Raw genomic sequence first — 22,590 nt, 5'->3', positions numbered from 1 at the left:
GGTGGGCCGGGTCTGCGGGTCCGGGTCTGCGGGTCCGGGTCTGCGGGGGGCGGGTCTGCGGGCCCGGGTCAGGAGCGGAGGCGGAGGCCCCGGGGCGTCGGGTGGAAGCCCGCCGACTCCAGCGCCGCGGCCAGGGGGGAGTCGTTGATCGCCTCGCCGTCGGCGCGTTCGACGGTCAGCTTGCCGAGCGCGCCCTCGCGGACGGCGAGGGCGAGCGCGTCGACCGCCGGCTGCAGGACGTCCGGCTCGTCGGCCCAGGTGAGCAGGGTGCGGCCGCCGCGTTCGACGTAGAGGACGAGGCGCCCCTCGACCAGCACGACCAGGGCGCCGGCCTTGCGGCCGGGCTTGTGCCCGCTCGCGACCTCGTCGTCGCGCTCCGGCCAGGGCAGGGCCGCCCCGTACGGGTTGGCGGGGTCGGCGGCGGCGAGGACCAGGGCGCGGACGTCCGGTTTGCGGGGCGTCTCCCAGAGCGCGGAGGCGTCGTCCGGGGCGGCGGCCGCCGGGCGGAGGGCGCGCAGGCGGTCCACGGCGCCCGGCAGGGCGAACTGGGCGGCTCCCAGGCCCTCGACGAAGTAGCCGCGGCGGCAGCGGCCCGTCTCCTCGAACGCGCGCAGCACCGGATAGACGGCGGAGAACCCGCCGGGCGCGCGTTCGGCCGCGACCGCGCCGCGTATGACGATGCCGTACCGCTCCAGGAGCGCCTCGGCGAGCGCGTGCGAGCGCAGCGTCGCGGTGGTCTCGCGTTCGGGCAGCGGCCACCAGCGCCCGGCGACCGTGGGAGGCCCGGTGCGGGAGGGCAGGACCGGACGGCCTCGGCGCGTCGTCCGCGAGCGGTGCGCCGGGCGGCCGGACCCCAGCGCGGCGCGCAGCGGCGCCATCGTGTCGTTGGTGAGGCGCCCCGACCAGACGAGGTCCCACACGGCGGTCGCGAGGTCGGCGTCGTTCGCGGTGACCTCCCTGTTCACGCGGTCGGACAGCGTGCGGAAGAAGTGGGCGCCGCCGTCGCCCAGCGCGTCCAGCACGGCCCGGTGCACGGGAGTGAGGGTGATCTCGGCGGGCTCCGGCATGAGGAGCGGCGCCGTGTCGGCCAGGTAGAGCGCCACCCAGCCGTCGCCGCCGGGCAGGCCGCCCTGGCCCGCCCACACGACCTCGCCCGCGGAGGTCAGCTCGTCCAGCATGGCCGGGGTGTAGCCGGGCACGCGGGACGGCAGGACCAGCGACTCCAGCGCCGACGCGGGGACGGCCGCGCCCTGCAGCTGCTCGACCGCCTGGACGAGCGCGTCGACGCCGCGCAGCCGCGACCCGCCGGATATGCCGTGCCAGACCGGCAGGAAGCGCCCGAGCGACTCCGGCGGGGACGGCTCCACCTCGGCCCGCAGCCGGGCCAGGCTGCGCCGCCGCAGCATGCGCAGGACGCCGGCGTCGCACCATTCGGTCCCCGGCGGGCCGGCCACCGCCTCGACGGGCAGGAACTCGCCCTCGACGACGCGTCCCGCGGCGGCGAGGCGGCGCAGCGTCTCGGCGACGACGGCGACGCCCAGCCCGAAGCGCGCGGCGGCCGCGTCCGCCCGGAACGGCCCGTGCGTGCGCGCGTAGCGGGAGACCAGGTCGCCGAGCGGGTCGCCGACCGGTTCCAGGAACGCCTCCGGGACGCCCACGGGCAGCGGCGCCCCGAGGGCGTCGCGCAGCCGCCCGGCGTCCTCGATCGCGGCCCAGCGCTCCTCGCCGGCGATCCTGACCCGGATCGCGCGCCGCGCCGCCTCCAGCTCCACCAGCCACCGCGCCGCCCGGGCGACGTCCGCGCGGGAGACCGGGGCCTCGCCGGCGCCGGCCCGCGCCGCGGGCGCTCCGCCGCCGGACGGGGCGGCCGCGGGGGCCTCGTCCTGAGCGGCGCTCTCGGGGGGCGCGCCGCCGGGCCGGACGTCGTACGCGCTGACGTCGATCGACCCCGGCGCGGGCGCGTCGGCGGGGAGGGTGCGTTCGGCGGCCTCCTCCGTGGTCAGCGGGCCGAGGGCGCGGAGCAGGTCGGCGACGCCCTCCGGGTCGCGGGCGCGGCGGCCGGGGGCCAGGCGCTGGAGCTCGCGTTCGGTCTCGGCGACCGCGTCGGGGTCGAGCAGCTCGCGGAGGTCGGCCTGGCCGAGGAGCTCGGCGAGCAGCGCGGAGTCGAGCGCGAGCGCCTGGGCGCGGCGTTCGGCCAGGGGCGAGTCGCCCTCGTACATGAACGCGCCGATGTAGCGGAAGAGCAGGGACCGGGCGTACGGCGACGGCTCGGGCGTCTCCACCTCCACCATGCGGACCTTGCGCCCCGACAGGTCGCGCATCAGCTGCACCAGGCCCGGGACGTCGAACACGTCCTGCAGGCACTCGCGCATGGTCTCCAGCACGATCGGGAACGACGGGTACTTGCTCGCGACGGCGAGGAGCTGCGCGGCGCGCTGGCGCTGCTGCCAGAGCGGCATGCGCTTGTCGGGCCGGCGGCGGGGCAGCAGCAGCGAGCGCGCGGCGCACTCGCGGAACCGGGCGGCGAAGAGCGCCGAGCCGCCCAGCTCGTCGACGACGGCGCGCTCGATGTCGTCGGCGTCGAAGACGGCGAGGTCGAGGCCCGGCGGCTCGTCCATGTCCGGGATGCGGATCACGATGCCGTCGTCGGCGTGCATGGCCTGCGCGTCGACGCCGTACCGCTCGCGCAGGCGGCCCGCCATGGCGAGGGCCCAGGGCGCGTGCACGCGCGCGCCGAGGGGGGAGTGGACGACCATCCGCCAGTCGCCGAGCTCGTCGCGGAAGCGCTCGACGACCATCGTCCGGTCGTCCGGGACGTGGCCGGTGGCCTCGCGCTGTTCGCCCAGGTACGACACGAGGTTCGCGGCCGCCCATTCGTCCAGCCCGGCGGCGGCGACGCGCTCCCGGGCCCGTTCGGCGGGCAGGCCGGCCAGCTCGCGGGTGAACGCGCCGAGCGCGCGCCCCAGCTCGGCGGGCCGGCCGAGGGTGTCGCCGTGCCAGAACGGCAGCTTGCCGGGCTGGCCGGGCGCGGGCGAGACGAGCACCCGGTCGGGCGTGATGTCCTCGATGCGCCACGAGCTGGCGCCGAGGACGAACACGTCGCCGACGCGCGACTCGTAGACCATCTCCTCGTCGAGCTCCCCGACGCGGGACGCCTTCTCGCCCACCAGGAACACCCCGAACAGGCCGCGGTCGGGGATCGTCCCGCCGCTGGTCACGGCGAGGCGCTGCGCGCCGGGGCGGTCGCGCAGGACGCCGGTGACGCGGTCCCAGACGAGGCGTGGGCGGAGCTCGCCGAACTCGTCGCTGGGGTAGCGGCCGGCGAGCATGTCGAGGGTCGCCTCCAGCGCCGAACGCGGAAGGGTCGCGTAGGGGGCGGCCCGTTTGACGAGCGATTCGAGGTCGTCGACGGTCCACTCGTCCATGGAGACCATGGCGACGATCTGCTGCGCGAGGACGTCCAGGGGGTTGCGCGGATAGCGCAGCTCCTCGATCTCACCGCCGCGCATGCGCTCGGCCACAACCGTGGTCTGGACGAGGTCGCCCCGGTACTTGGGGAAGATGACGCCCTTGGACACGGCGCCGACCTGGTGGCCCGCGCGCCCGACGCGCTGGAGGCCGTTGGCCACCGAGGGCGGCGACTCCACCTGGACGACCAGGTCGACGGCGCCCATGTCGATGCCCAGTTCGAGGCTGGACGTCGCCACGACCGCCGGGAGCCGCCCCTCCTTCAGGGCGTTCTCGATGCCGGCCCGCTCCTCTTTGGACACCGAGCCGTGGTGCGCCCTGGCGATCTCCAGGGGCGCGCCCCGGGCCGCGCCCGCCTGCGCCATCGTGGCGGCGGGGGAGTGGTCCTCGGGCATGGGCTCGCCCGTCGCGCGCTCGTAGGCGAGCTCGTTCAGGCGTCCGCAGAGCCGCTCGGCCAGCCGCCGGGAGTTCGCGAACACCAGGGTCGACCGGTGCGCCTGGATGAGGTCGAGCAGGCGGTCTTCGACGTGGGGCCAGATGCTGCGCTGCCGCGGGTCGGCGGCGCCGGAGTCGTCGACGAACCGGCCGACCTCGCCCATGTCCTCCACGGGGACGACGATGTCGAGGTCGAAGACCTTCTCCGAGCGCGGCTGGACGACCGCCGCGGGCCTGGTCCCGCCGAGGAACGCCGCCACCTCGTCCGCCGGGCGGACGGTCGCCGACAGCCCGATCCGCTGCGCGGGGCGTTCGAGCAGGGCGTCGAGGCGTTCGAGGGACAGCGCCAGGTGCGCGCCGCGCTTGGTGCCCGCCACCGCGTGCACCTCGTCCACGATGACGGTCTCGACGCCGCGCAGCGACTCGCGCGCCCGCGAGGTGAGGATCAGGAACAGCGACTCCGGCGTCGTGATCAGGATGTCCGGCGGCTTGACGGCGAGCCGGCGCCGCTCGTCGGCCGGGGTGTCGCCGGACCGCATGCCGACCCGCACGTCCGGTTCGGGCAGGCCGAGCCGCCGCGCCGCCTGCCGGATGCCGGTCAGCGGGGCGCGCAGGTTGCGCTCGACGTCCACCGCGAGGGCCTTCAGCGGCGAGACGTACAGGACGCGGCAGCGCCGCAGGGCGTCGTCCGGGACGGCCTCGGTGGCGAGCCGGTCGAGCGACCACAGGAACGCGGCCAGGGTCTTGCCGGACCCCGTCGGCGCCACCACCAGCGTGTTGTCGCCGCCCGCGACCGACTCCCACGCCCCGGCCTGCGCGGGGGTGGGCGCGGCGAACGCCCCGGCGAACCAGGCGCGGGTCGCGGGGGAGAAGCGTTCGAGCACGTCACCGCCCATGGCGCCATACTGCCTCGCGGGTCCGACAGAGTGCGCATTGTGGCGTGCGTCACGTTGTAAGCAAGCACTTGTAAGGGCATGGTCTACGGGTAGGCGCTCACCCCCACGGAGCCTTCGATGCCCTACGTCATGCTCGCCCTCGGGATCCTGTTCGCGCTGGTCGCCGCCAACGCGCACGCTCCGCGGCGCGGCACCGCCCTGCTCGTGCCGAGCTTCTTCCTCGGCTGGCTGACGATCGAGCTGGCGCCGCACGTGCTCGTCACCTGGGCCGCCGCCACCGCGCTCACCGCCGCGTTCGGCGGGCTGCACGGCTGGGCGGGCTGGACGGGTCTCGTCCTGGCGCCGGCCGCCATGGCGGGCATCGCGGCCACCATCGCCGCGTCCCGCCGCACGGTCGTCACCCTGCGGGAATGCGGCGCACCCCTCGACCTGGACCCCGAGGACGCCCCCCGCTACCCGCTGGCGCACCTGATCGTCCCGCAGCTCTGCCTCATACCCCGCAAAGGCGTGCGGGTCGACCGGAACATCGTCTACCGGGAGGAAGGCAGCCTGCGCCTGAAGCTGGACGTCTTCCGTCCCGTCGACGACGGTGAACTGCGCCCCGGGCTGATGCAGATCCACGGCGGTGCGTGGGTCATCGGGGACAAGCGCGAGCAGGGCCTTCCACTGCTCAACCACATGGCCCTGCAGGGCTGGGTGTGCTTCAACGTCAACTACCGGCTCAGCCCCCGCGCCACCTGGCCCGAGCACCTGATCGACCTCAAGTACTTCGTCGCCTGGTACAAGGAGCACGCCGAAGAGTACGGCGCCGACCCGGACTTCCTCTGCGTGACGGGCGGCTCGGCCGGCGGGCACCTCACCGCGATGGTGGCGCTGTCCGCCAACGAACCCGAGTTCCAGCCGGGTTTCGAGGACGCCGACACCACCGTGCAGGGCGCCGTCCCGTTCTACGGCGTCTACGACCTCTGCGAAGCGGGGCCATGGCCGATCCCCATGGGAGCCACCCGCCTCATGGAGAAGATGGTGGTCAAGAAGCCGTTCGCGGAGAACCGCGAGGTGTATGCCAAGGCGTCCCCTGTCACCTACATCGGCGAGGACTCGCCGCCCTTCTTCGTCATCCACGGAAGCCGCGACTCGCTCGTCCCCGTGGCGGAGGCGAGGCGGTTCGTCGAGCGGCTCCGCGACGCCTCCGGGTCACCCGTCGTCTACGCCGAGATGAAGGGCGCCCAGCACGGGTTCGACGTGTTCCCCTCCTACCGGACGGCGCGCGTCATCGAAGCCGTCGAGCGCTACCTGACGGGCCTGCACCGCCAGTACCGCCAGGGCACCGGCCCCGCCGTCCCGGGCGAGGTCGAGCGGTCCTTGCAGGAACCCTCCGTCGGATAGCGTGGAGGACGTGCGGCTAACAGTGTTCTGGGATCGGATGAACCAGCAGTTCGGCGAGCGATACGCCGAGAGCGTGGCCAAGGACTACGTCATGGCCGAGCTGGGCGGCCGCACCATCGAGCAGGCGCTCGCGGACGGGGAGCCGGCCAAGAGGGTCTGGCAGGCCGTCGTCGCCACCTTCGACGTCCCCTCGACCCTGCAATAGCGGGCAGGAGCGGATCAGTCCGGGACGGGCAGGTGGGCGTAGAGGTCCATCGCGTCCACGGACGACGGCAGGTCGCTCACCTGGCCGTCCCCGACCTCCACGACGCGCCATACGCCGTCCGTGCGGCGGGCCAGATCGGTCGTGATGAACCGGCAGCCCAGGGCGCGGACGGCCGGCGCCACGGCGTCCAGCTCCGGCTCGGGCTCCACTCCGGGGCTGTCGGGGTGCGGGCCCACCAGCGCGGGCTCGCCGTCCACCCACCACACGCGCGCCTCGCCGTTCCCGTCGTATTCCTCGAACTCGCGGACGACGAGGCCGCCCGCCAGGTGCTCGTCCCGCAGCGCGACCATCTTGGAGGCGATGTCGTGCAGCTGGCCCGGGTTCTTCACGTCGGGGACGAAGCACGCCTCCTCCCACTCGTGCTTGCACGACTTCACGTAGTCCTTGACCACCGCGGGCCCTGCGCGCAGCGGCCGGACCAGTTCGGCGAGCTCGCTGAGGTCTCCCGGATCCTGGCCGGTGCCCAGGGGGCGCCACACGCTGTGCGGGGTCAGCCCCGCGAACGTCTCGTGCCAGCCCGGCAGCTCGTGCGCGCGCCTGTAGTCGTCCGGATGCGTCAGCATGACCGTTCCGCGCTGCTTCAGGGTGGCGGCCATCGCGGCGTACTCGTCCGCCGACAGCATCCAGCCGCGGTACCAGACGGGACCGAGCCCGGCGGGGACGGCGCCCACCGCGTCCTCGACGTCCCCGCGCCGCAGGGCGTCGTGGTCGATGAGGGCGATCTCGCCGTAGTGGTCCCGCACGGCCGCGGCCTCGCGGGAGAAATGGGGGTCAACGCGCCGGGAATGGAGCGGATCGACGCAGAAGAGGACGGTCAGCGTCATCGGGATTCCTCCGTGGAGACCCCCGCCTCCTGACGGGGGAAGGAACGGGCTCCTGTGAGGCACGACACGGAGCCGTGGTCGGCCGCCGGGGCGGGCCGCCCTCCGCCGCCGTGCCGAGATGCCCGCGACCTCACACCTGAGACGCTAATGTGCGGGACGCGGCGCGGCGGGTGAAGCGGGCCTTCCGGCAGCGCTTCCCCCGCGCGGGGGAGCATGCGGCCGGGCCGCCGGCGGCGGCCTGTGGAGCCGGTGTCGGACCTCAACGGGAGTCCTCCCGGACGGGCGGTCGGCTGTGCGGCGGGAGGCACAACCGGCGGCGGTTGGCGCTCCCCGCCATCGAGTGGGGAGGAGGTCGGAATTTCGGAACCCTCCGTGACACGACGCGGCGCCAGCGTACGGGGTCCAGACCGCCGAGCGCACGGAGATTCCCGCCCGAATCGCCATACCGGACGATGATCGAACGGATGTTCGGTAAGCTGGTGCCCGGCATACGGCGCCGTCCACAATCGCGCCGGTGACTCGAAAGTGTCGGTGGCCCGCCGTAACGTCGCCCTCGACATCGCAAGGCAGCGGCCGAGAGCCGACAGTCACGACGAGAAGGACATCTCAATGGCAGCGAACGACCGGGAGAAGGCTCTCGAGACCGCACTCGCCCAGATCGAGCGGCAGTTCGGCAAGGGGTCGGTCATGCGGATGGGCGAGGAGGCGCGCGCGCCCGTCGAGGTGATCCCCACCGGCGCCATCTCCCTCGACATCGCCCTCGGCATCGGCGGCCTGCCCCGCGGCCGCGTCGTCGAGGTGTACGGCCCCGAGGGCTCCGGCAAGACCTCCATCGCCCTGCACGCCGTGGCGAGCGTGCAGAAGAAGGGCGGCATCGCCGCGTTCGTCGACGCCGAGCACGCGCTCGACCCCGAGTACGCCGCCAAGCTCGGCGTCGACATCGACGCCCTGCTGGTCTCCCAGCCCGACACCGGCGAGCAGGCGCTGGAGATCACCGACATGCTGATCCGCTCCGGCGCGATCGACATCGTCGTCATCGACTCCGTCGCCGCGCTCGTCCCCCGCGCCGAGATCGAGGGCGAGATGGGCGACAGCCACGTCGGCCTCCAGGCCCGCCTCATGTCGCAGGCGCTGCGCAAGCTCACCGGCGCGATCAACCAGACCAAGACCACCGCCATCTTCATCAACCAGCTCCGCGAGAAGGTCGGCGTCATGTTCGGGTGCATGAGTTATGGCACTCGGGTGACGCTCGCGGACGGGACGCAGGAGAAGATCGGCAAGATCGTCAACCAGAAGATGGACGTTGAAGTCCTGTCCTACGACCCGGAGCAGGACAAGGTCGTCCCCAAGCGCATCGTCAACTGGTTCGACAACGGCAACGCCGATCACTTCCTCCAGTTCACCGTCGCGAAATCGGGCGGCAATGGCAGGGCGCAGTTCGCCGCGACCGAGAACCATCTGGTCCGTACACCGGGGGGGTACCGGGAGGCCGGCGAGCTGATGGCGGGCGACCGGGTCATGCTCGCCGAGACCCACCGGCTCAGCGACCAGCAGTGGCAGGTGATACTCGGTTCGGTGATGGGGGACGGGAACCTGTCTCCGAACAGGCGTGGCCGGAGCGGCGTCCGCTTCCGCATGGGGCATGGCGCGGACCAGGAGGCATACCTCGACTGGAAGACCTCCCTGCTGGGGAACATCGAGCACAGCCGCACCACGAACGCAAAGGGCGCGGTATTCGCCGACTTCACCCCGCTTCCCGAACTGGACGAGGTGCGGCAGGTGGTCTACTTCGGTGACGGCAAGAAGCACTTCACCTGGGATTATCTGAAGGCTCTCACGCCGCTGGCGTTGGCCGTCTGGTACATGGACGACGGCTGCTTCACCGTCCGGTCGAAGGGCGTCCAGGAGCGTACCGAGGGCGGCACGGGCCGTATCGAGATCTGCGTCGAGGCCTTCAGCCCCGGTTCGCGGGAACGCATGGTCGAGTACCTTCGCGATACGCACGGCCTCGACGTGAAGCTCACGCTTCGGGGGGCCCGGGCGGTCAGCGTCATCCAGTTCACAACCGCGGCGTCCGCACAGTTCCAGAAGCTCATCGCACCGTATGTGCCGGAGGCGATGGAAAGAATGCTGCTGCCGCGCTTCCGCGGCCAGTGCGCCATCGAGCCGCAGTTTGTCGACCCCGAGCCGCGGCTGGTGCCCAGCCGCATCATCGATGTCCATGTCAAGCCGAGGGCTCGCTCGATGAAGAAGTTCGACATCGAGGTGGAAGGATCGCATAACTACTTCGTCGACGGGGTGATGGTGCACAACTCGCCCGAGACGACCACCGGCGGCCGGGCGCTGAAGTTCTACGCCTCGGTCCGCCTCGACGTCCGCCGCATCGAGACCCTCAAGGACGGCACCGAGGCCGTCGGCAACCGCGTCCGCGTCAAGGTCGTCAAGAACAAGATGGCCCCGCCGTTCCGCGTCGCCGACTTCGACCTGCTCTACGGCCAGGGCATCAGCCGCGAGGGCGGCCTGATCGACCTCGGCGTGGAGCACGGGTTCGTCCGCAAGTCCGGCGCCTGGTACACCTACGACGGCGACCAGCTCGGCCAGGGCAAGGAGAACGCGCGCAACTTCCTCAAGGCGAACCCCGACCTGGCGGACGGCATCGAGAAGAAGATCAAGGAGAAGCTGGGCATCGGCCCCAAGGTCGACAAGGAGGCCGAGCCCGCCGCCCCGGACGCCGCCCCGGCGCCTCCCGCCGCGGCCGCCGGCAAGACCGCCGCCGCCAAGAAGACCACAAAGGCCGCCAAGGCGGGCGATTCCTGACCAAGAATCCGCTGATATGGGTGACTCTTGACGAAGAGTAAGCGATGATCTCGTATGCAGGGCGGCGGCGCCTTACCCGGCACCGCGCGACCGGTGCCCGGGCCTTCCCCGATGGCGCCGCCGCTCCCACACCTCCCGCCGGCACCGTGCCCCACCCGGCGGCGAGCGGCCGGCCGCACCGGCCCTCCGCCGCTCGGAGCCTCCGGACGGCGCTCCGGACGCGGGGGTGAGCGACCGTGGCATCGCGGGACCGGCCCGCGCACGACGGGGATCATCCGGACCCTGAGGCCAGGGCCCGCGAGATCTGCCTGCGCCTGCTCTCCGCGGCGCCCCGCACCCGGGCCCAGCTGGCGGACGCCCTGCACCGCAAGAACGTCCCCGCCGACGCCGCCGAACGCGTCCTCGGCCGGTTCGCCGACGTGGGCCTCATCGACGACGAGGCGTTCGCGCAGGCGTGGGTCCAGTCCCGCCACACCGGCCGCGGCCTGGCCAGGCGCGCCCTGGCCGCCGAGCTCCGCCGCCGCGGCGTCGCCGACACCACCGTCAACGAGGCCGTCGAAACGCTCGACCCCGCGCAGGAGGAGGAGACCGCCCGGGCCATCGTCCGCCGCAGGCTCCCGTCCACCCGGGGCGCCGACCCCGCCAAGCGCATGCGCCGCCTCGTCGGCATGCTGGCCCGCAAGGGCTACCCGCCCGGCCTCTCCTACCGCGTCGTCAAAGACGCCCTGGCCGAAGAGGGCGCCGATCTGGAGACCGTCCCCGACCCCGACCCCTTCGACTGACCCGCACCCCGCGGCGGGGGTGCCGAGCCGTCTCCTGCGCCCTCCGCCGACCGGTAACCGCCCCCGCCCCCGGCAAGCGGGGGCGCCGAGCGGGCGACACGCCGGGGTTGCGGGGCGGGGTTACTTGGAGGTCGCGGGCCCCTGACTCTGACCGGCCGGAAGGCGGCCAGGTGGGAGGGGGTGCGGGCGGTCAGGAGGACCGGTAAGGAAGGACTCACGCCGACGTACGGTTAGTCCGGAATGCCCGTCGTTTGCTTGCTCATTACCTCTGTGCCGCTTACCGTTACGGCAGTGAGGAGTTACTCCGCGTCTCGCGGATTGCCATACGACCGAGCACGTTCCAGCAGCTGAGAGGCAGACAGGACACGTTCGTCGACCGGTTGCGGCCGGATCACCGGGGGCGCGCCGCGCGCGGCCCCGCGAAGTCGTGCATCCGCGCGGGAGTAAATCCTCGCTAGGCAGGGCCCGGAGTCCGGACGGGTCCGCGGCGAGGAAGGATCTGCCTCATGGAGAGCGTCCTGCTGGGTGCAGCGCTGCTGGTGACCCTGGTCGCTCTCGTCATCGTCATCCTGTGGCGCCCCGGCATGCCCGGCAGGGCCGCGGCGGAGATCGCCCGGGCGCAGAGCGAGGCCGACGAGATCCGGGCGAAGGCGCGGCAGGACGCGCGCGAAGCCGTGGAGGAGGCCGAGCGGGAGACGCAGCGGATCGCGTCCGCGGCCCGCGCCGAGGCGGAGGAGGAGGTCCGCAGCCTCCGCGACGACCTGCGGACCGTCCGGGAGGACCTGGAGCGCAGGGAGGCGCGGCTGGCCGAGCGGGAGCAGCGGCTCGACGCCGAGGTGCGCCGGCTGGAGGAGTGGCAGCGCCGGCTCGCCGAGACCCGGCAGGCCCTCGACGCCCGCAAGGAGGAGCTGGCCGAGGTCGCCGAGGAGCGCCGCAAGGTGCTGGAGCGGGCGGCCGGGCTCACCGCCGAGCAGGCCAAGAGCGAGCTGGTCGCGGCGATCGAGAACCAGGCCAAGCGCGAGTCCATCCCGATCGTCCGGGAGATCGAGAACGCGGCGCGGGCGGAGGGCGAGAAGCGCGCCCGCAAGATCGTGACGCTGGCGATCCAGCGGGTCGCCAGCGAGCAGACGGCCGAGTCGGTCGTGTCGGTGCTGCACCTGCCGAGCGACGAGATGAAGGGCCGCATCATCGGCCGGGAGGGCCGCAACATCCGGGCGTTCGAGTCGACCACGGGCGTCAACCTGATCATCGACGACACGCCCGAGGCGGTGCTGCTGAGCTGCTTCGACCCGGTGCGGCGGGAGGTCGGGCGGCTGACGCTGGAGAAGCTCGTCCTGGACGGCCGCATCCACCCGCAGCGCATCGAGGAGGTCTACGAGCGCAGCAAGAGCGACGTGGAGCAGCTGTGCGTCCGGGCCGGCGAGGACGCCCTCGTCGAGGTCGGCATCGCCGACATGCACCCGGAGTTGATCGCGCTCCTCGGGCAGCTGCGGTACCGCACGTCCTACGGGCAGAACGTGCTGAAGCACCTGATCGAGTCCGCGCACATCGCGGGCGTCATGGCGAGCGAGCTCCGGCTGCCGGTGGAGGTCGCCAAGCGGTGCACGCTGCTGCACGACATCGGCAAGGCGCTCACCCACGAGGTGGAGGGCAGCCACGCGCTGATCGGCGCCGAGATCGCGCGCCGCTACGGGGAGCACGAGGACGTCGTCCACGCGATCGAGGCGCACCACAACGAGGTCGAGGTCCGCACGGTCGAGGCGGTGCTGACGCAGGCCGCGGACGCGGTGAGCGGCAGCCGGCCGGGCGCGCGCCGGGAGTCGCTGGAGGCGTACGTCAAGCGGCTCGAACGGCTGGAGCAGATCGCCCGCGAGAAGCACGAGGGCGTGGAGAAGGTCTTCGCCATGCAGGCGGGGCGCGAGATCCGCGTGATGGTCAAGCCCGACACGGTCGACGACATCCAGGCGCAGGTCATCGCCCGCGACATCGCCAAGCAGGTCGAGGACGAGCTGACCTACCCGGGGCAGATCCGCGTCACCGTGGTACGCGAGTCCCGCGCGATCGAGTTCGCCCGCTGACCGGCCCGCCCGCCGGGAGGCGGACGGGCGGGCGTCAGCCGACCGTCAGGTTGATGGGCTCCACTCCGCGGGGCTCGAAGCCGAGGGTCTGCCCGTAGAAGGCCAGTTCGGCCTCCAGGCAGCGGATGACCGTGCCGGCCTTCCGGAACCCGTGCGACTCGCCCTCGAACGTCAGGTAGGCGTACGGCATCTTCTTGGCGGCCAGCTCCAGCGCGAAGCGCTCGGACTGGTCCGGCGGCACGATCGGGTCGTTCAGGCCCTGCAGGAGGAGGACGGGGCACGCGGTCCTGTCGGCGCGGCTGAGCGGTGAGCGCTCCTCGTAGGCGCGCTCGAAGCCGGGCAGCGGGCCGATGAGGCCGAACAGGTAGTGCGACTCGAAGTCGTGGGTGGCCTCGGCGAAGCTCTGCAGGTCGCTGATCCCGAAGTAGGACGTGGCCGCCTTGAACAGGTCGGTCTGCGTGATCGCGGCGAGCGTCGTCCAGCCGCCCGCGGAGCCGCCCCGGATGGCCAGCCGGGCCGGGTCGGCGATGCCGCCGTCCACGAGCGCCTGGGCCGCGGCTATGGCGTCCTCCACGTCGACGACGCCCCACTGCCGGCGCAGCCGCTCGCGGTAGGCGCGGCCGTACCCGGCCGATCCGCCGTAGTTGACGTCGATGACGCCGATGCCGCGGCTGGTGAAGTAGGCCCGCTCCAGGTCGAGGACCTTGGAGACGCGCCCGGTCGGGCCGCCGTGGACGAACACCACGTACGGCGGCAGCTCGCCCTCCGGGGCGGCCGCCTCCGGGTTGGTGGGCGGGAACACGTAGGCGTGGACGGGACGCCCGAACGGCCCCTCCAGGCGCTCGGCGCGCGGCTTGGACAGGTACGCGACGTCCGGCAGCTCGGCCAGCTCGCGGCGCAGCCCCTCGACGCGCCCGGTCGTGGTGTCGACGCGGACGACCGACTGCGGCAGGTCGGGGCCGCCGGCGATGCCGACGACCGTCGTCCCGTCCGCGGACAGCTGGGTCGCCCAGTCCTCGTAGGGGACCTCCAGGTCGACGAGGTCGAGCGTCTCCGGGTCGTAGACGCCGAGGCGCATGTCGCCCTCGCCGTGCAGGACGGCGAGGCGCCCGTCGCCGAGCAGCGCGTACGGCATGCCGCCGAGCTGCCACAGCGGGCCCGCGAACTCCTCCTCCGCCGGGTACAGCGCCTGCGGGGACTCGCCGTGCAGGCCGACCTGGTAGATGTTCCACCAGCCGGGCCAGTCGGAGATGACGTAGAGGGACTCCTCGTCGCGCCACAGCGGCGCCAGGGCCGACTCCTTGAGCCCGCCCTTGACGGTGCGCGGCGCGACCGTGCGGCCGTCCTCGAGCGCGGCGACGCGCACCTCGGTGCCGTCCCACGGCATGCGCGGGTGGTTCCACTGCACCCACGCCAGGTGCCCGCCGCCGGGCGACGGCGCGGGGGAGGCGTAGAACTGCGCGCCGGAGACCAGCTCGCGGATGGCGCCGGCGTCCTCGGCGGCGCGGCCGTCCAGCGGGACGGCGACGATGGCGCGCCGGATCCCCGTGACGGCGCCCTCCTCGGCCGGGGGCTGCGCCTCGCCCTCGGCGGCGGGCTCGGGCGGCGGCGCGGCGATGTGGCCCTCGCAGACGCACCAGATCTCCGTGCCGTCGGGGGACAGGACGCAGTCGGCGAACCGCAGCCCCGCCGGGACGGCCGGCACGGGCGTCAGCGGGTAGGGCTTGGGGTCGCCCTCGTCGAGCCGGTGGAGCCGCTGGTCGTCGTAGTTGGAGAACACGATCGACCAGCCCTCGGCGGTGCGGACCGGCAGGTACGACCGGCCCCCGTACTCGTGGACGCGGGTCCGCGCGTCCCACGGCGCCTGCAGCAGCTCGGTGCGGTGCCCGCCCCTGAGATGGACGACCGTGGTCCGCCCGTTCTCCTCGGGCCGGGTCTCCTGCCACCACACGTCATCGCCCGCGACAGTGGGGAAACTGAGGCGCAGCCGGGCGCGGGCGACATCGGCCGCGGAGATGGGGGAGGGCCAAGAGCCGTAGGGGAGGGTCGCACGAGCGGTCATAACAGGAATCGTCCCGCATACGGGGATCGGTTGGGGCCATGACGGGCTCTTTGACTTCGGAAAGATACAAGGCGGCGACCAGCGGACTCGCGGGTAACCCGCCCCGGGACGGCGAGGGGCGCCGCCGGAGACCGGCGGCGCCCCTCGGCGGGCGTACGGGACGTCAGGTCGACGGGACGGCCTGCTCCCTGACCCCGACCCCGGCCGCGGGCGGCGCCCCGCCGGCGCCGAGGGTCTTCGCCTGCGTCTTGCGGCTGCGGCGGCTGCGCGCCTCCAGCCACGTCGCCAATTGGCTCACCGACATGTTGATCGCGATGTAGATGACCGCGACCACGATGCCGGCCTGCAGGACGTTGTTCTCGTAGTTGGCGGGGACCTGCTTGAAGCCGGCCTGCAGCAGCTCGGGGTAGGCGATGATGAACCCGAGCGCGGTGTCCTTCAGCAGGACGACGATCTGGCTGACGATCGCCGGCATCATCACGGTGATGGCCTGCGGCAGCAGGACGAGCCGCATGACGCCGTTCTTGCGCAGCCCGATGGAGTAGGCGGCCTCCGACTGGCCCTTCGGGATCGACAGGACGCCCGCGCGGACGACCTCGGCCAGCACCGCGCCGTTGTACATGGTGAGGCCGAACACGACCGCCGCGAACGCGGGCACGGTCACCACGCCCGCGTTGCTCTCCACGCCGAAGACCGAGAAGAAGTAGTCGACCGACAGGCGCTGCAACTGGCCGAACTGCGACTCGGCGATCTCCGGGCTGATCTTGTTGGGGACGAAGAACGCCAGGAAGATCAGGATCAGCAGCGGGATGCCGCGGAAGAACTCCACCACGGCCCCGGCGGGCAGCCGGATCCACCAGTGGTCCGACAGCCGGGCCAGTCCGAACACGACGCCGAACAGCAGTGCCAGCACGGTCGCGACCGCGGCGGCCTTCAGCGTGTTCAGCAGGCCCGGGATGATCAGGTGCCGCCAGACCGTCCACTTGGTGAACGGCGTCCAGAGCCGCTCCGCGAACTGCCCCTTGTCGGCCAGCCGCCAGACGAGCGCGGCGAAGATCGCGGCGAGCGCCGCCGACACGACGACGGTGAGGATCATGTTGCGCCGGCGAGCCCTGGGCCCCGGCACATCGAACAGTACGGTCGCTTCCCTGCCACTCACCGGGCCACCGCCATTCTCTTGGCCAGCCAGCCGAAGAAGTAGCCGGTCGGCAGGGTGAGGATCAGGAAGCCGATGGCCACGCCGAGGAACAGCGGGATGACGCCGTTCGCGAACGTCGGCTTGTCGACGATCGTCTTGGTGACCAGCGCCACCTCGGCGTAGCTCGCCGCGGCGGCGACCGTGGTGTTCTTGATCATCGCGATGAAGACGCTGCCCAGCGGCGCGATGATCGCGCGGAACGCCTGCGGCAGGATGATCACGCGCAGCGACTGGTTGAAGGTCAGGCCGATCGACCGCGCGGCCTCCGCCTGCCCCAGCGGGACGGTGTTGATCCCCGACCGGAGCGTCTCGCAGACGAAGGCGCCGGTGTAGGCGGACAGGCCGAGGACGGCCCACCAGTAGTAGGTGACCGACGAGCTCGAGGAGAACTTCAGCGCGAGGATGTCGTTGAGGCCGAGGCTGCACATCAGCAGCACCAGCGTCAGCGGCGTGTTGCGGACGACGTTGACGTAGCCCGTGCCGAAGCCGCGCAGCACCGGGACGGGGGCGACGCGGAAGCTCGCGAGGACCGTGCCGATGACGAGGGAGAGCACCGCGGCGGCGGCCGCCAGGCGGATCGTCGCCCAGAACCCCTGAAGGATCTCGTCGAAGCTGTCGAAGAACGGGCTGAAGTCAAACATTGCTCAGCTGTTTCATGGCGTTCCAGCGGTGTCGAGCCGGCCCGGCCGGGCTGACGCGGCCGGGCGGGCGCGGTCGGGCGGGCGCTGTCAAGGCCACGCCGGTGCGTCCCGGGAAGCGCTCCCGCTGGGACGCACCGGCGTGGCGGGCCTCAGGCGCGGCCCCGGATCAGGAGCAGCCCTCCATCTGCGGGACGGTCGTGACGAGCTTCAGCCCGGTGCCGGCGAAGTGCTTCTCCAGCAGCGTCTTGGCGGTGCCGTCGGAGTACATGTCGTTGATGGCCTTGTTGACGGCCTCGCAGGTCTCGATGTCGCCCTTCTTGATGCCGACGCCGTACTTCTCGTCGGTGAAGGGGTCGTTGATGACCTTGAAGGAGCCCTTCTGCTGGTTGGCGAACCCGGCGAGGATCAGGTCGTCGGTGCTCACCGCGTCCAGCGCGCCGGACTTCAGCTTGCTCACGCACTCGGAGTAGCTGCTGGCGTCCACCAGCGTGACGCCCTTGATGTTGAGCTGGCCGTCCGGCGGGCCCTCGGTGATGCGGCGGAAGGAGTTGGACCCGGCCGCCTTGCAGAGCTTCTTGCCCTTGAGGTCGGCGGCCTTCTTGATGTCGTTGTTGTCGGCGTTCACCATCGTGTCCTGGTGCGCGACGTAGTAGGGACCGGCGAAGGTCACCTGCTTCTTGCGCGCCTCGGTGATGGAGTAGGTGGCGACCACGAGGTCGACCTGCCCGCCGCCGATGAACGACTCGCGGTTCGCGGAGGTGGTCTCCTTGAACGTGATGCCGTTCTCGGGGACGCCCAGCTTCTGTGCGATGTACTTGGCGACGTCCACGTCGAAGCCGTCGAAGGTGCCGTCGGGCTTCTTCAGGCCCAGCGCCGGCTGGTCGAACTTGATGCCGATGGTGAGCTTCTTTTCGTCCTTGGCCTTCTGGACGACGGTCTTGGCCTCGGTCTTCTCGGTGTCGCTGCCGCACGCGCTGAGCGCCAGCGACAGCGCCATCCCCGCCCCGATGAGGGCGCCGAAACGACGTACTCGCATTTCTCGTGTACCTCTGCTCTCTCTGCCGGAGCCCCGCGGCTTGTGAACCATTTCATCCTCGGTGGACTGGAGGGTTCGACTTCCTGGGCATGGCCGGATGAAATTGATTCAGTGCGTGAGGATCTTGGAAAGGAAGTCCTTCGCGCGGTCGGTGCGCGCGTTGGTGAAGAACTCGTCGGGGGTGTTCTCTTCGACGATCTGGCCGTCGGCCATGAACACGACCTTCTGGGCGGCCCTGCGCGCGAACCCCATCTCGTGCGTGACGACGATCATCGTCATGCCCTCGCGGGCGAGGCCGGTCATGACGTCCAGCACCTCGTTGACCATCTCGGGGTCGAGCGCCGAGGTCGGCTCGTCGAAGAGCATGACCTTCGGCCGCATCGCCAGGGAGCGGGCGATCGCGGCCCGCTGCTGCTGCCCGCCGGACAGCTGGGCCGGGTACTTGCCGGCCTGGTTGGCGATGCCGACCCGCTCGAGCAGCTCCATCGCGTGCTTCTCCGACTCCTGCCTGCCCTGCTTGCGGACCTTCACCGGCCCGAGCGTGACGTTCTCCAGGATCGTCTTGTGGGCGAACAGGTTGAACGACTGGAACACCATGCCGACGTCGGCGCGGAGCTTCGCCAGCTCCTTGCCCTCCTTCGGCAGCTCCTTGCCGTCCACGAGGATCTTCCCGCTGTCGATGGGCTCCAGCCGGTTGATCGACCGGCACAGGGTCGACTTGCCGCCGCCGGACGGGCCGATGACGACGACCACCTCGCCGGAGTCCACGGTGAGGTTGATGTCCTTGAGGACGTGGAGATCGCCGAAGTGCTTGTTGACGTTCTCCATCACGACGAGGGGCCGCCCGTCCGCGGGGGCCGGCTCCGGAACGGAGTCCTCCGGCTCGTCCTTGGTGAGGCCGAGTCCGCCTTCGCTGTCCGTCATGCGGTCGGACTCTACGTCATGGTCAGATTCGCGGAAGTCGCCGAGCGGTACCGATACGATCACGACTCCCCATGTCGGACGGGGTACGCGGTGGCGGAGAGTGATCATCGGGGCGGCGCGCCGCGCGTTCCGCCGGGGCGTTACGCCATGGCGCGCCGGGCCCGTACCCTTGGTTACCGTCATGAGTGCGCCAATGGAGACGGCCCCCCGCACGTACGAGATCCGTACCTACGGGTGCCAGATGAACGTCCACGACTCCGAGCGGCTGTCCGGGCTGCTGGAGGCGGCCGGGTACGTCCGGGCGGAGGACGCCGAGCCCGACGTGGTGGTGTTCAACACCTGCGCGGTCCGGGAGAACGCCGACAACCGGCTCTACGGCAACCTGGGCCACCTGCGGCCGGTCAAGGACGCTCACCCGGGCATGCAGATCGCCGTCGGCGGCTGCCTCGCGCAGAAGGACCGCGACGCCATCGTCAAGCGGGCGCCCTGGGTGGACGTCGTGTTCGGCACCCACAACATCGGGTCGCTTCCGGCGCTGCTGGAGCGGGCGCGCGTGCAGAGCGAGGCGCAGGTCGAGATCGAAGAGTCGCTGGTGACCTTCCCCTCGACGCTGCCGACGCGCCGGGAGTCGCCCTACGCCGCGTGGGTGTCGATCTCCGTGGGCTGCAACAACACGTGCACGTTCTGCATCGTCCCGTCGCTGCGCGGCAAGGAGAAGGACCGCCGCCCCGGGGAGATCCTCGCCGAGGTGGAGGCGCTCGTCGCGGAGGGCGTCCTGGAGGTCACGCTGCTGGGGCAGAACGTCAACGCCTACGGCTCGGGCTTCGGCGCGCTCGCCGACGCGCCCGGCGAGGTACTGGCGATGACCGGGGCGGGCGGCCGAGGCGGCGGTTCGGCGTTCGCGGGGCTGCTGCGCGCGTGCGGGGAGGTGGCGGGCCTGGAGCGCGTCCGGTTCACCTCGCCGCACCCCAAGGACTTCACCGACGACGTCATCGCGGCGATGGCCGAGACGCCGAACGTGATGCCGTCGCTGCACATGCCGCTGCAGTCCGGGTCGGACGCCGTGCTGCGCGCGATGCGCCGGTCGTACCGGCAGGAGCGCTACCTCGGGATCATCGAGAAGGTCCGGGCCGCGATCCCGGACGCGGCGATCACCACCGACATCATCGTGGGGTTCCCCGGCGAGACCGAGGCCGACTTCGAGGAGACCCTGCACGTCGTCCGGGAGGCCCGGTTCTCGTCGGCGTTCACGTTCCAGTACTCCAAGCGTCCCGGCACCCCGGCCGCGACCATGGACGGCCAGGTCCCGAAGGAGGTCGTCCAGGAGCGCTACGAGCGGCTCGTCGCCCTGCAGGAGGAGATCTCCTGGGCGGAGAACCGCAAGCAGCTCGGCCGCACCCTGGAGGTCCTGGTCGCCGAGGGCGAGGGGCGCAAGGACGAGGCGACCCGCCGGCTGTCCGGCCGCGCCCCCGACAACCGCCTGGTCCACTTCACCGCGCCGGACGAGGGGGTCCGGCCCGGCGACATGGTCACCGTCGAGGTCACCTACGCGGCGCCGCACCACCTGGTGGCCGACAAACCCGTCCTGGACGTGCGCCGCACGCGGGCGGGCGACGCGTGGGAGGCCCGCCAGGGGCGGGGCGCCGGGCAGAAGGGCGTTCCACTCGGCATGCCGTCCATCGGGCGGCCCGCCCGGCAGGCGGCGCCCGTCCGCGGGTGTTCCTGAGCACCGGTCCGCGCGTCGGGTCCGGTCCCGGAGGAGGCAGTGTGCTCGTAGCGGCGGCGGTGTGCCCGCATCCGCCCATCCTCGTCCCGGAGATGGCGGGGGAGGCGGCCCCGGAGCTCGACGGGCTGCGCGCCGCCTGCGACCGGGCCGTCGGCGGCCTGGCGGACGCGGAGGCGGACGCGCTGATCGTGGTCGGCGGCGCGCCGGAGACGCGGGCCTACGGCCCGGACGCCTACGCGTCGCTCAGGCCCTACGGGCTCGGCTGGACGAGCCCCGCCGACCCCGCGGAGGGCGCCGAGGCGCTCCCGCTGTCCCTGACGATCGGGCGCTGGCTCCTGGAGCGGCGGGGGACCGTCGCCGGCGCGCGCTACCAGGCCGTGGCGTTCGACGCCGGCCCGGAGGAGTGCCTGGCGCTCGGGCGGGAGCTGGCGAAGGAGGCCGGCGACGTCGCGCTCCTGGTGATGGGCGACGGGTCGGCGTGCCGTTCGGAGAAGGCGCCCGGCTACCTGGACGTGCGCGCGCACCCCTACGACGAGGGCGTGGCGCGCGCTCTCGCCGACGCCGACACCGCCGCCCTGGCCGCCCTGGACCCCGGCGTCTCCAGGGACGTCCGGGCGGCCGGGCGGGCGGCGTGGCAGGTGCTGGCCGGCGCGGCCGGCGGCACGCCCGGCCTCACCGGCGAGCTGCTCGCCGACGAGGCGCCGTACGGCGTCGGCTACTTCGCGGCGCGCTGGTTCCGGCCGGGTCTGTAGGGCGCGGTGCTCAGGACGGGCCGCCGCCGGGCTCCCCGCCCATGCCGGGGTCGCGGCCCTGGCCCGCCGCGCCGCCCTGGCCGCCCTCGCGCTCGATGTAGTCGCCGGCCTTCTCCTGGGCCTTGTCGACCTTGTCGGCGTGCTTGCCGCCGGTCCGCTGGTCGAACATGTCCCCGGCGCGCTCCACGCCCTCCTTCGCCTTGTCGGAGTGCTGCCCCAGCATCTGCTTGACCTTGTCGACGATGGACATTCCCGATACCCCCGGTTCCGGTCGTCCGATCGGTGCGGCGCGTGCCCGCGCGGCACCCGTACGACCTCGGCCATACCCGTTCTGTTGCGACAATCAATCCCGTGACCTCACCTGATGCGTTCGATGTCGTCGCGGTCGTCGGGGCGACGGCGGCCGGGAAGTCCGACCTGGCCGTGGAACTGGCGCTGCGGCTGGACGGCGAGGCGGTCAACGCCGACTCGATGCAGCTTTACCGCGGCATGGACATCGGCACGGCGAAGCTGTCCGCGGCCGAGATGCGCGGCGTCCCGCACCACCTGCTCGACGTGTGGGACGTGACGCAGACCGCGAGCGTCGCCGAGTACCAGCGGCTCAGCGCGGACGCGATCGCGGGCGTCCGGGCGCGGGGGCGGCTGCCGGTCCTGGTCGGCGGGTCGGGCCTGTACGTGCGGGCCGCGCTGGACCGCCTGGAGTTCCCGGGGACGGACCCGGCCGTCCGGGCGCGCCTGGAGGAGGAGCTGGCGCGGGTCGGCCCCGCCGCCCTGCACGAGCGGCTCCGCGGGCTCGATCCGGCCGCCGCGGACGCGATCCTGCCGAGCAACGGCCGCCGGATCGTCCGGGCCCTGGAGGTCGTCGAGATCACCGGCCGCCCGTTCACCGCGACGCTGCCCGAGCACCGTTACCGGTACGGCTCCGTCCTGCAGATCGGGCTGAGCGTGCCGCGCGACGCCCTGGACGAGCGCATCGCGCTGCGCGTCGAGCGGATGTGGGAGGCGGGGCTGGTCGACGAGGTCCGCGAGCTGGAGAAGCGCGGCCTGCGCGACGGCCTGACCGCCGGGCGGGCCCTCGGCTACGCGCAGGTGCTCCGCTTCCTCGCGGGGGAGTGGACGCAGGAGCAGGCCAAGGAGGACACGGTCCGGACGACCCGGCGCTTCGCCCGCCGGCAGGAGTCCTGGTTCCGCCGCGACCCGCGCGTCCGCTGGCTGCCCTACGACGCGCCCGACCTGGTCGGCCGCGCCCTCGCGCTGATCGAGGGGGAGCGGCGGCCCGGCGCCTGACGAGGCGCCGCGA

Annotated in this window: 16 protein-coding genes; 8 read left to right on the top strand and 8 right to left on the bottom strand. The window is 72.5% G+C overall.

Going from position 1 to position 22,590, the window contains the following annotated elements; genetic code table 11:
* Positions 1-68: 68 nt before the first annotated feature.
* Entirely contained in the window at positions 69-4,799 is a 4,731-nt protein-coding gene (locus tag ABTW95_RS23065; RefSeq protein WP_500227360.1) for an Lhr family helicase, read from the bottom strand.
* A gap of 117 nt (positions 4,800-4,916) precedes the next feature.
* Between ABTW95_RS23065 and ABTW95_RS23060 the strand changes: the two genes are divergently transcribed.
* The gene (locus ABTW95_RS23060) at positions 4,917-6,185 is read left to right on the top strand and encodes an alpha/beta hydrolase fold domain-containing protein (protein ID WP_500227359.1); all 1,269 of its coding nucleotides are present in this window, start codon (positions 4,917-4,919) and stop codon (positions 6,183-6,185) included.
* 10 nt (positions 6,186-6,195) lie between these two features.
* Complete coding sequence (locus ABTW95_RS23055; protein WP_396445273.1) at positions 6,196-6,390, top strand: DUF3046 domain-containing protein; 195 nt, start codon at positions 6,196-6,198, stop codon at positions 6,388-6,390.
* Between the two features lie 14 nt (positions 6,391-6,404).
* On the opposite strand, the gene ABTW95_RS23050 is transcribed toward ABTW95_RS23055, so the two are convergent.
* The gene (locus ABTW95_RS23050) at positions 6,405-7,274 is read right to left on the bottom strand and encodes an ATP-grasp domain-containing protein (RefSeq protein ID WP_500227358.1); all 870 of its coding nucleotides are present in this window, start codon (positions 7,272-7,274) and stop codon (positions 6,405-6,407) included.
* 609 nt (positions 7,275-7,883) lie between these two features.
* Between ABTW95_RS23050 and recA the strand changes: the two genes are divergently transcribed.
* The 3 genes from recA to rny all read left to right on the top strand — a co-directional run bounded on the left by recA (position 7,884) and on the right by rny (position 12,951).
* Positions 7,884-10,091, top strand: coding sequence for an intein-containing recombinase RecA (gene recA / locus ABTW95_RS23045; RefSeq protein WP_500227357.1), 2,208 nt, complete (start codon positions 7,884-7,886; stop codon positions 10,089-10,091).
* A gap of 236 nt (positions 10,092-10,327) precedes the next feature.
* Positions 10,328-10,873, top strand: a complete 546-nt coding sequence (locus ABTW95_RS23040) for a regulatory protein RecX (protein WP_396454022.1) — start codon at positions 10,328-10,330, stop codon at positions 10,871-10,873.
* A 506-nt stretch (positions 10,874-11,379) separates the two neighbouring features.
* On the top strand, positions 11,380-12,951 hold the full coding sequence (rny, locus tag ABTW95_RS23035; protein WP_396445269.1) for a ribonuclease Y: 1,572 nt from the start codon (positions 11,380-11,382) through the stop codon (positions 12,949-12,951).
* A gap of 34 nt (positions 12,952-12,985) precedes the next feature.
* Here the strand turns inward: rny and ABTW95_RS23030 are convergent, their stop codons facing one another.
* From ABTW95_RS23030 to ABTW95_RS23010, 5 genes are all read right to left on the bottom strand, one after another.
* Positions 12,986-15,013, bottom strand: a complete 2,028-nt coding sequence (locus ABTW95_RS23030; RefSeq protein ID WP_396445268.1) for a S9 family peptidase — start codon at positions 15,011-15,013, stop codon at positions 12,986-12,988.
* Between the two features lie 163 nt (positions 15,014-15,176).
* Positions 15,177-16,109 (bottom strand): amino acid ABC transporter permease, encoded by a 933-nt coding sequence (locus ABTW95_RS23025; RefSeq protein WP_500227356.1) that lies wholly within the window; start codon positions 16,107-16,109, stop codon positions 15,177-15,179.
* Positions 16,110-16,168: 59 nt separating this feature from the next.
* On the bottom strand, positions 16,169-16,852 hold the full coding sequence (locus ABTW95_RS23020; RefSeq protein WP_396445266.1) for an amino acid ABC transporter permease: 684 nt from the start codon (positions 16,850-16,852) through the stop codon (positions 16,169-16,171).
* A gap of 166 nt (positions 16,853-17,018) precedes the next feature.
* Entirely contained in the window at positions 17,019-17,888 is an 870-nt protein-coding gene (locus tag ABTW95_RS23015) for a glutamate ABC transporter substrate-binding protein (RefSeq protein ID WP_396445265.1), read from the bottom strand.
* Positions 17,889-17,996: 108 nt separating this feature from the next.
* A complete protein-coding gene (locus ABTW95_RS23010; protein WP_500227378.1) occupies positions 17,997-18,716 on the bottom strand; it encodes an amino acid ABC transporter ATP-binding protein in 720 nt (239 codons plus the stop codon).
* Between the two features lie 277 nt (positions 18,717-18,993).
* On the opposite strand from ABTW95_RS23010, the gene miaB reads away from it, so the two are divergent.
* On the top strand, positions 18,994-20,538 hold the full coding sequence (miaB, locus tag ABTW95_RS23005; RefSeq protein WP_500227355.1) for a tRNA (N6-isopentenyl adenosine(37)-C2)-methylthiotransferase MiaB: 1,545 nt from the start codon (positions 18,994-18,996) through the stop codon (positions 20,536-20,538).
* Positions 20,539-20,579: 41 nt separating this feature from the next.
* Positions 20,580-21,290 carry a class III extradiol ring-cleavage dioxygenase family protein gene (locus tag ABTW95_RS23000; protein ID WP_500227354.1) on the top strand — a complete coding sequence of 237 codons (711 nt, stop codon included), beginning with the start codon at positions 20,580-20,582 and terminating at the stop codon, positions 21,288-21,290.
* Between the two features lie 10 nt (positions 21,291-21,300).
* Here the strand turns inward: ABTW95_RS23000 and ABTW95_RS22995 are convergent, their stop codons facing one another.
* The gene (locus tag ABTW95_RS22995) at positions 21,301-21,540 is read right to left on the bottom strand and encodes an antitoxin (RefSeq protein WP_500227353.1); all 240 of its coding nucleotides are present in this window, start codon (positions 21,538-21,540) and stop codon (positions 21,301-21,303) included.
* Between the two features lie 101 nt (positions 21,541-21,641).
* On the opposite strand from ABTW95_RS22995, the gene miaA reads away from it, so the two are divergent.
* Positions 21,642-22,577, top strand: a complete 936-nt coding sequence (gene miaA / locus ABTW95_RS22990) for a tRNA (adenosine(37)-N6)-dimethylallyltransferase MiaA (protein ID WP_396445261.1) — start codon at positions 21,642-21,644, stop codon at positions 22,575-22,577.
* The last annotated feature ends 13 nt before the right edge of the window (positions 22,578-22,590 follow it).

The sequence above is a fragment of the Spirillospora sp. NPDC127506 genome, assembly GCF_040302145.1.
Classification (GTDB): domain Bacteria; phylum Actinomycetota; class Actinomycetes; order Streptosporangiales; family Streptosporangiaceae; genus Spirillospora.
The sequence above is the reverse complement of the archived record's forward strand: the minus strand, read 5'-3'. Positions and strand labels throughout refer to the sequence as shown.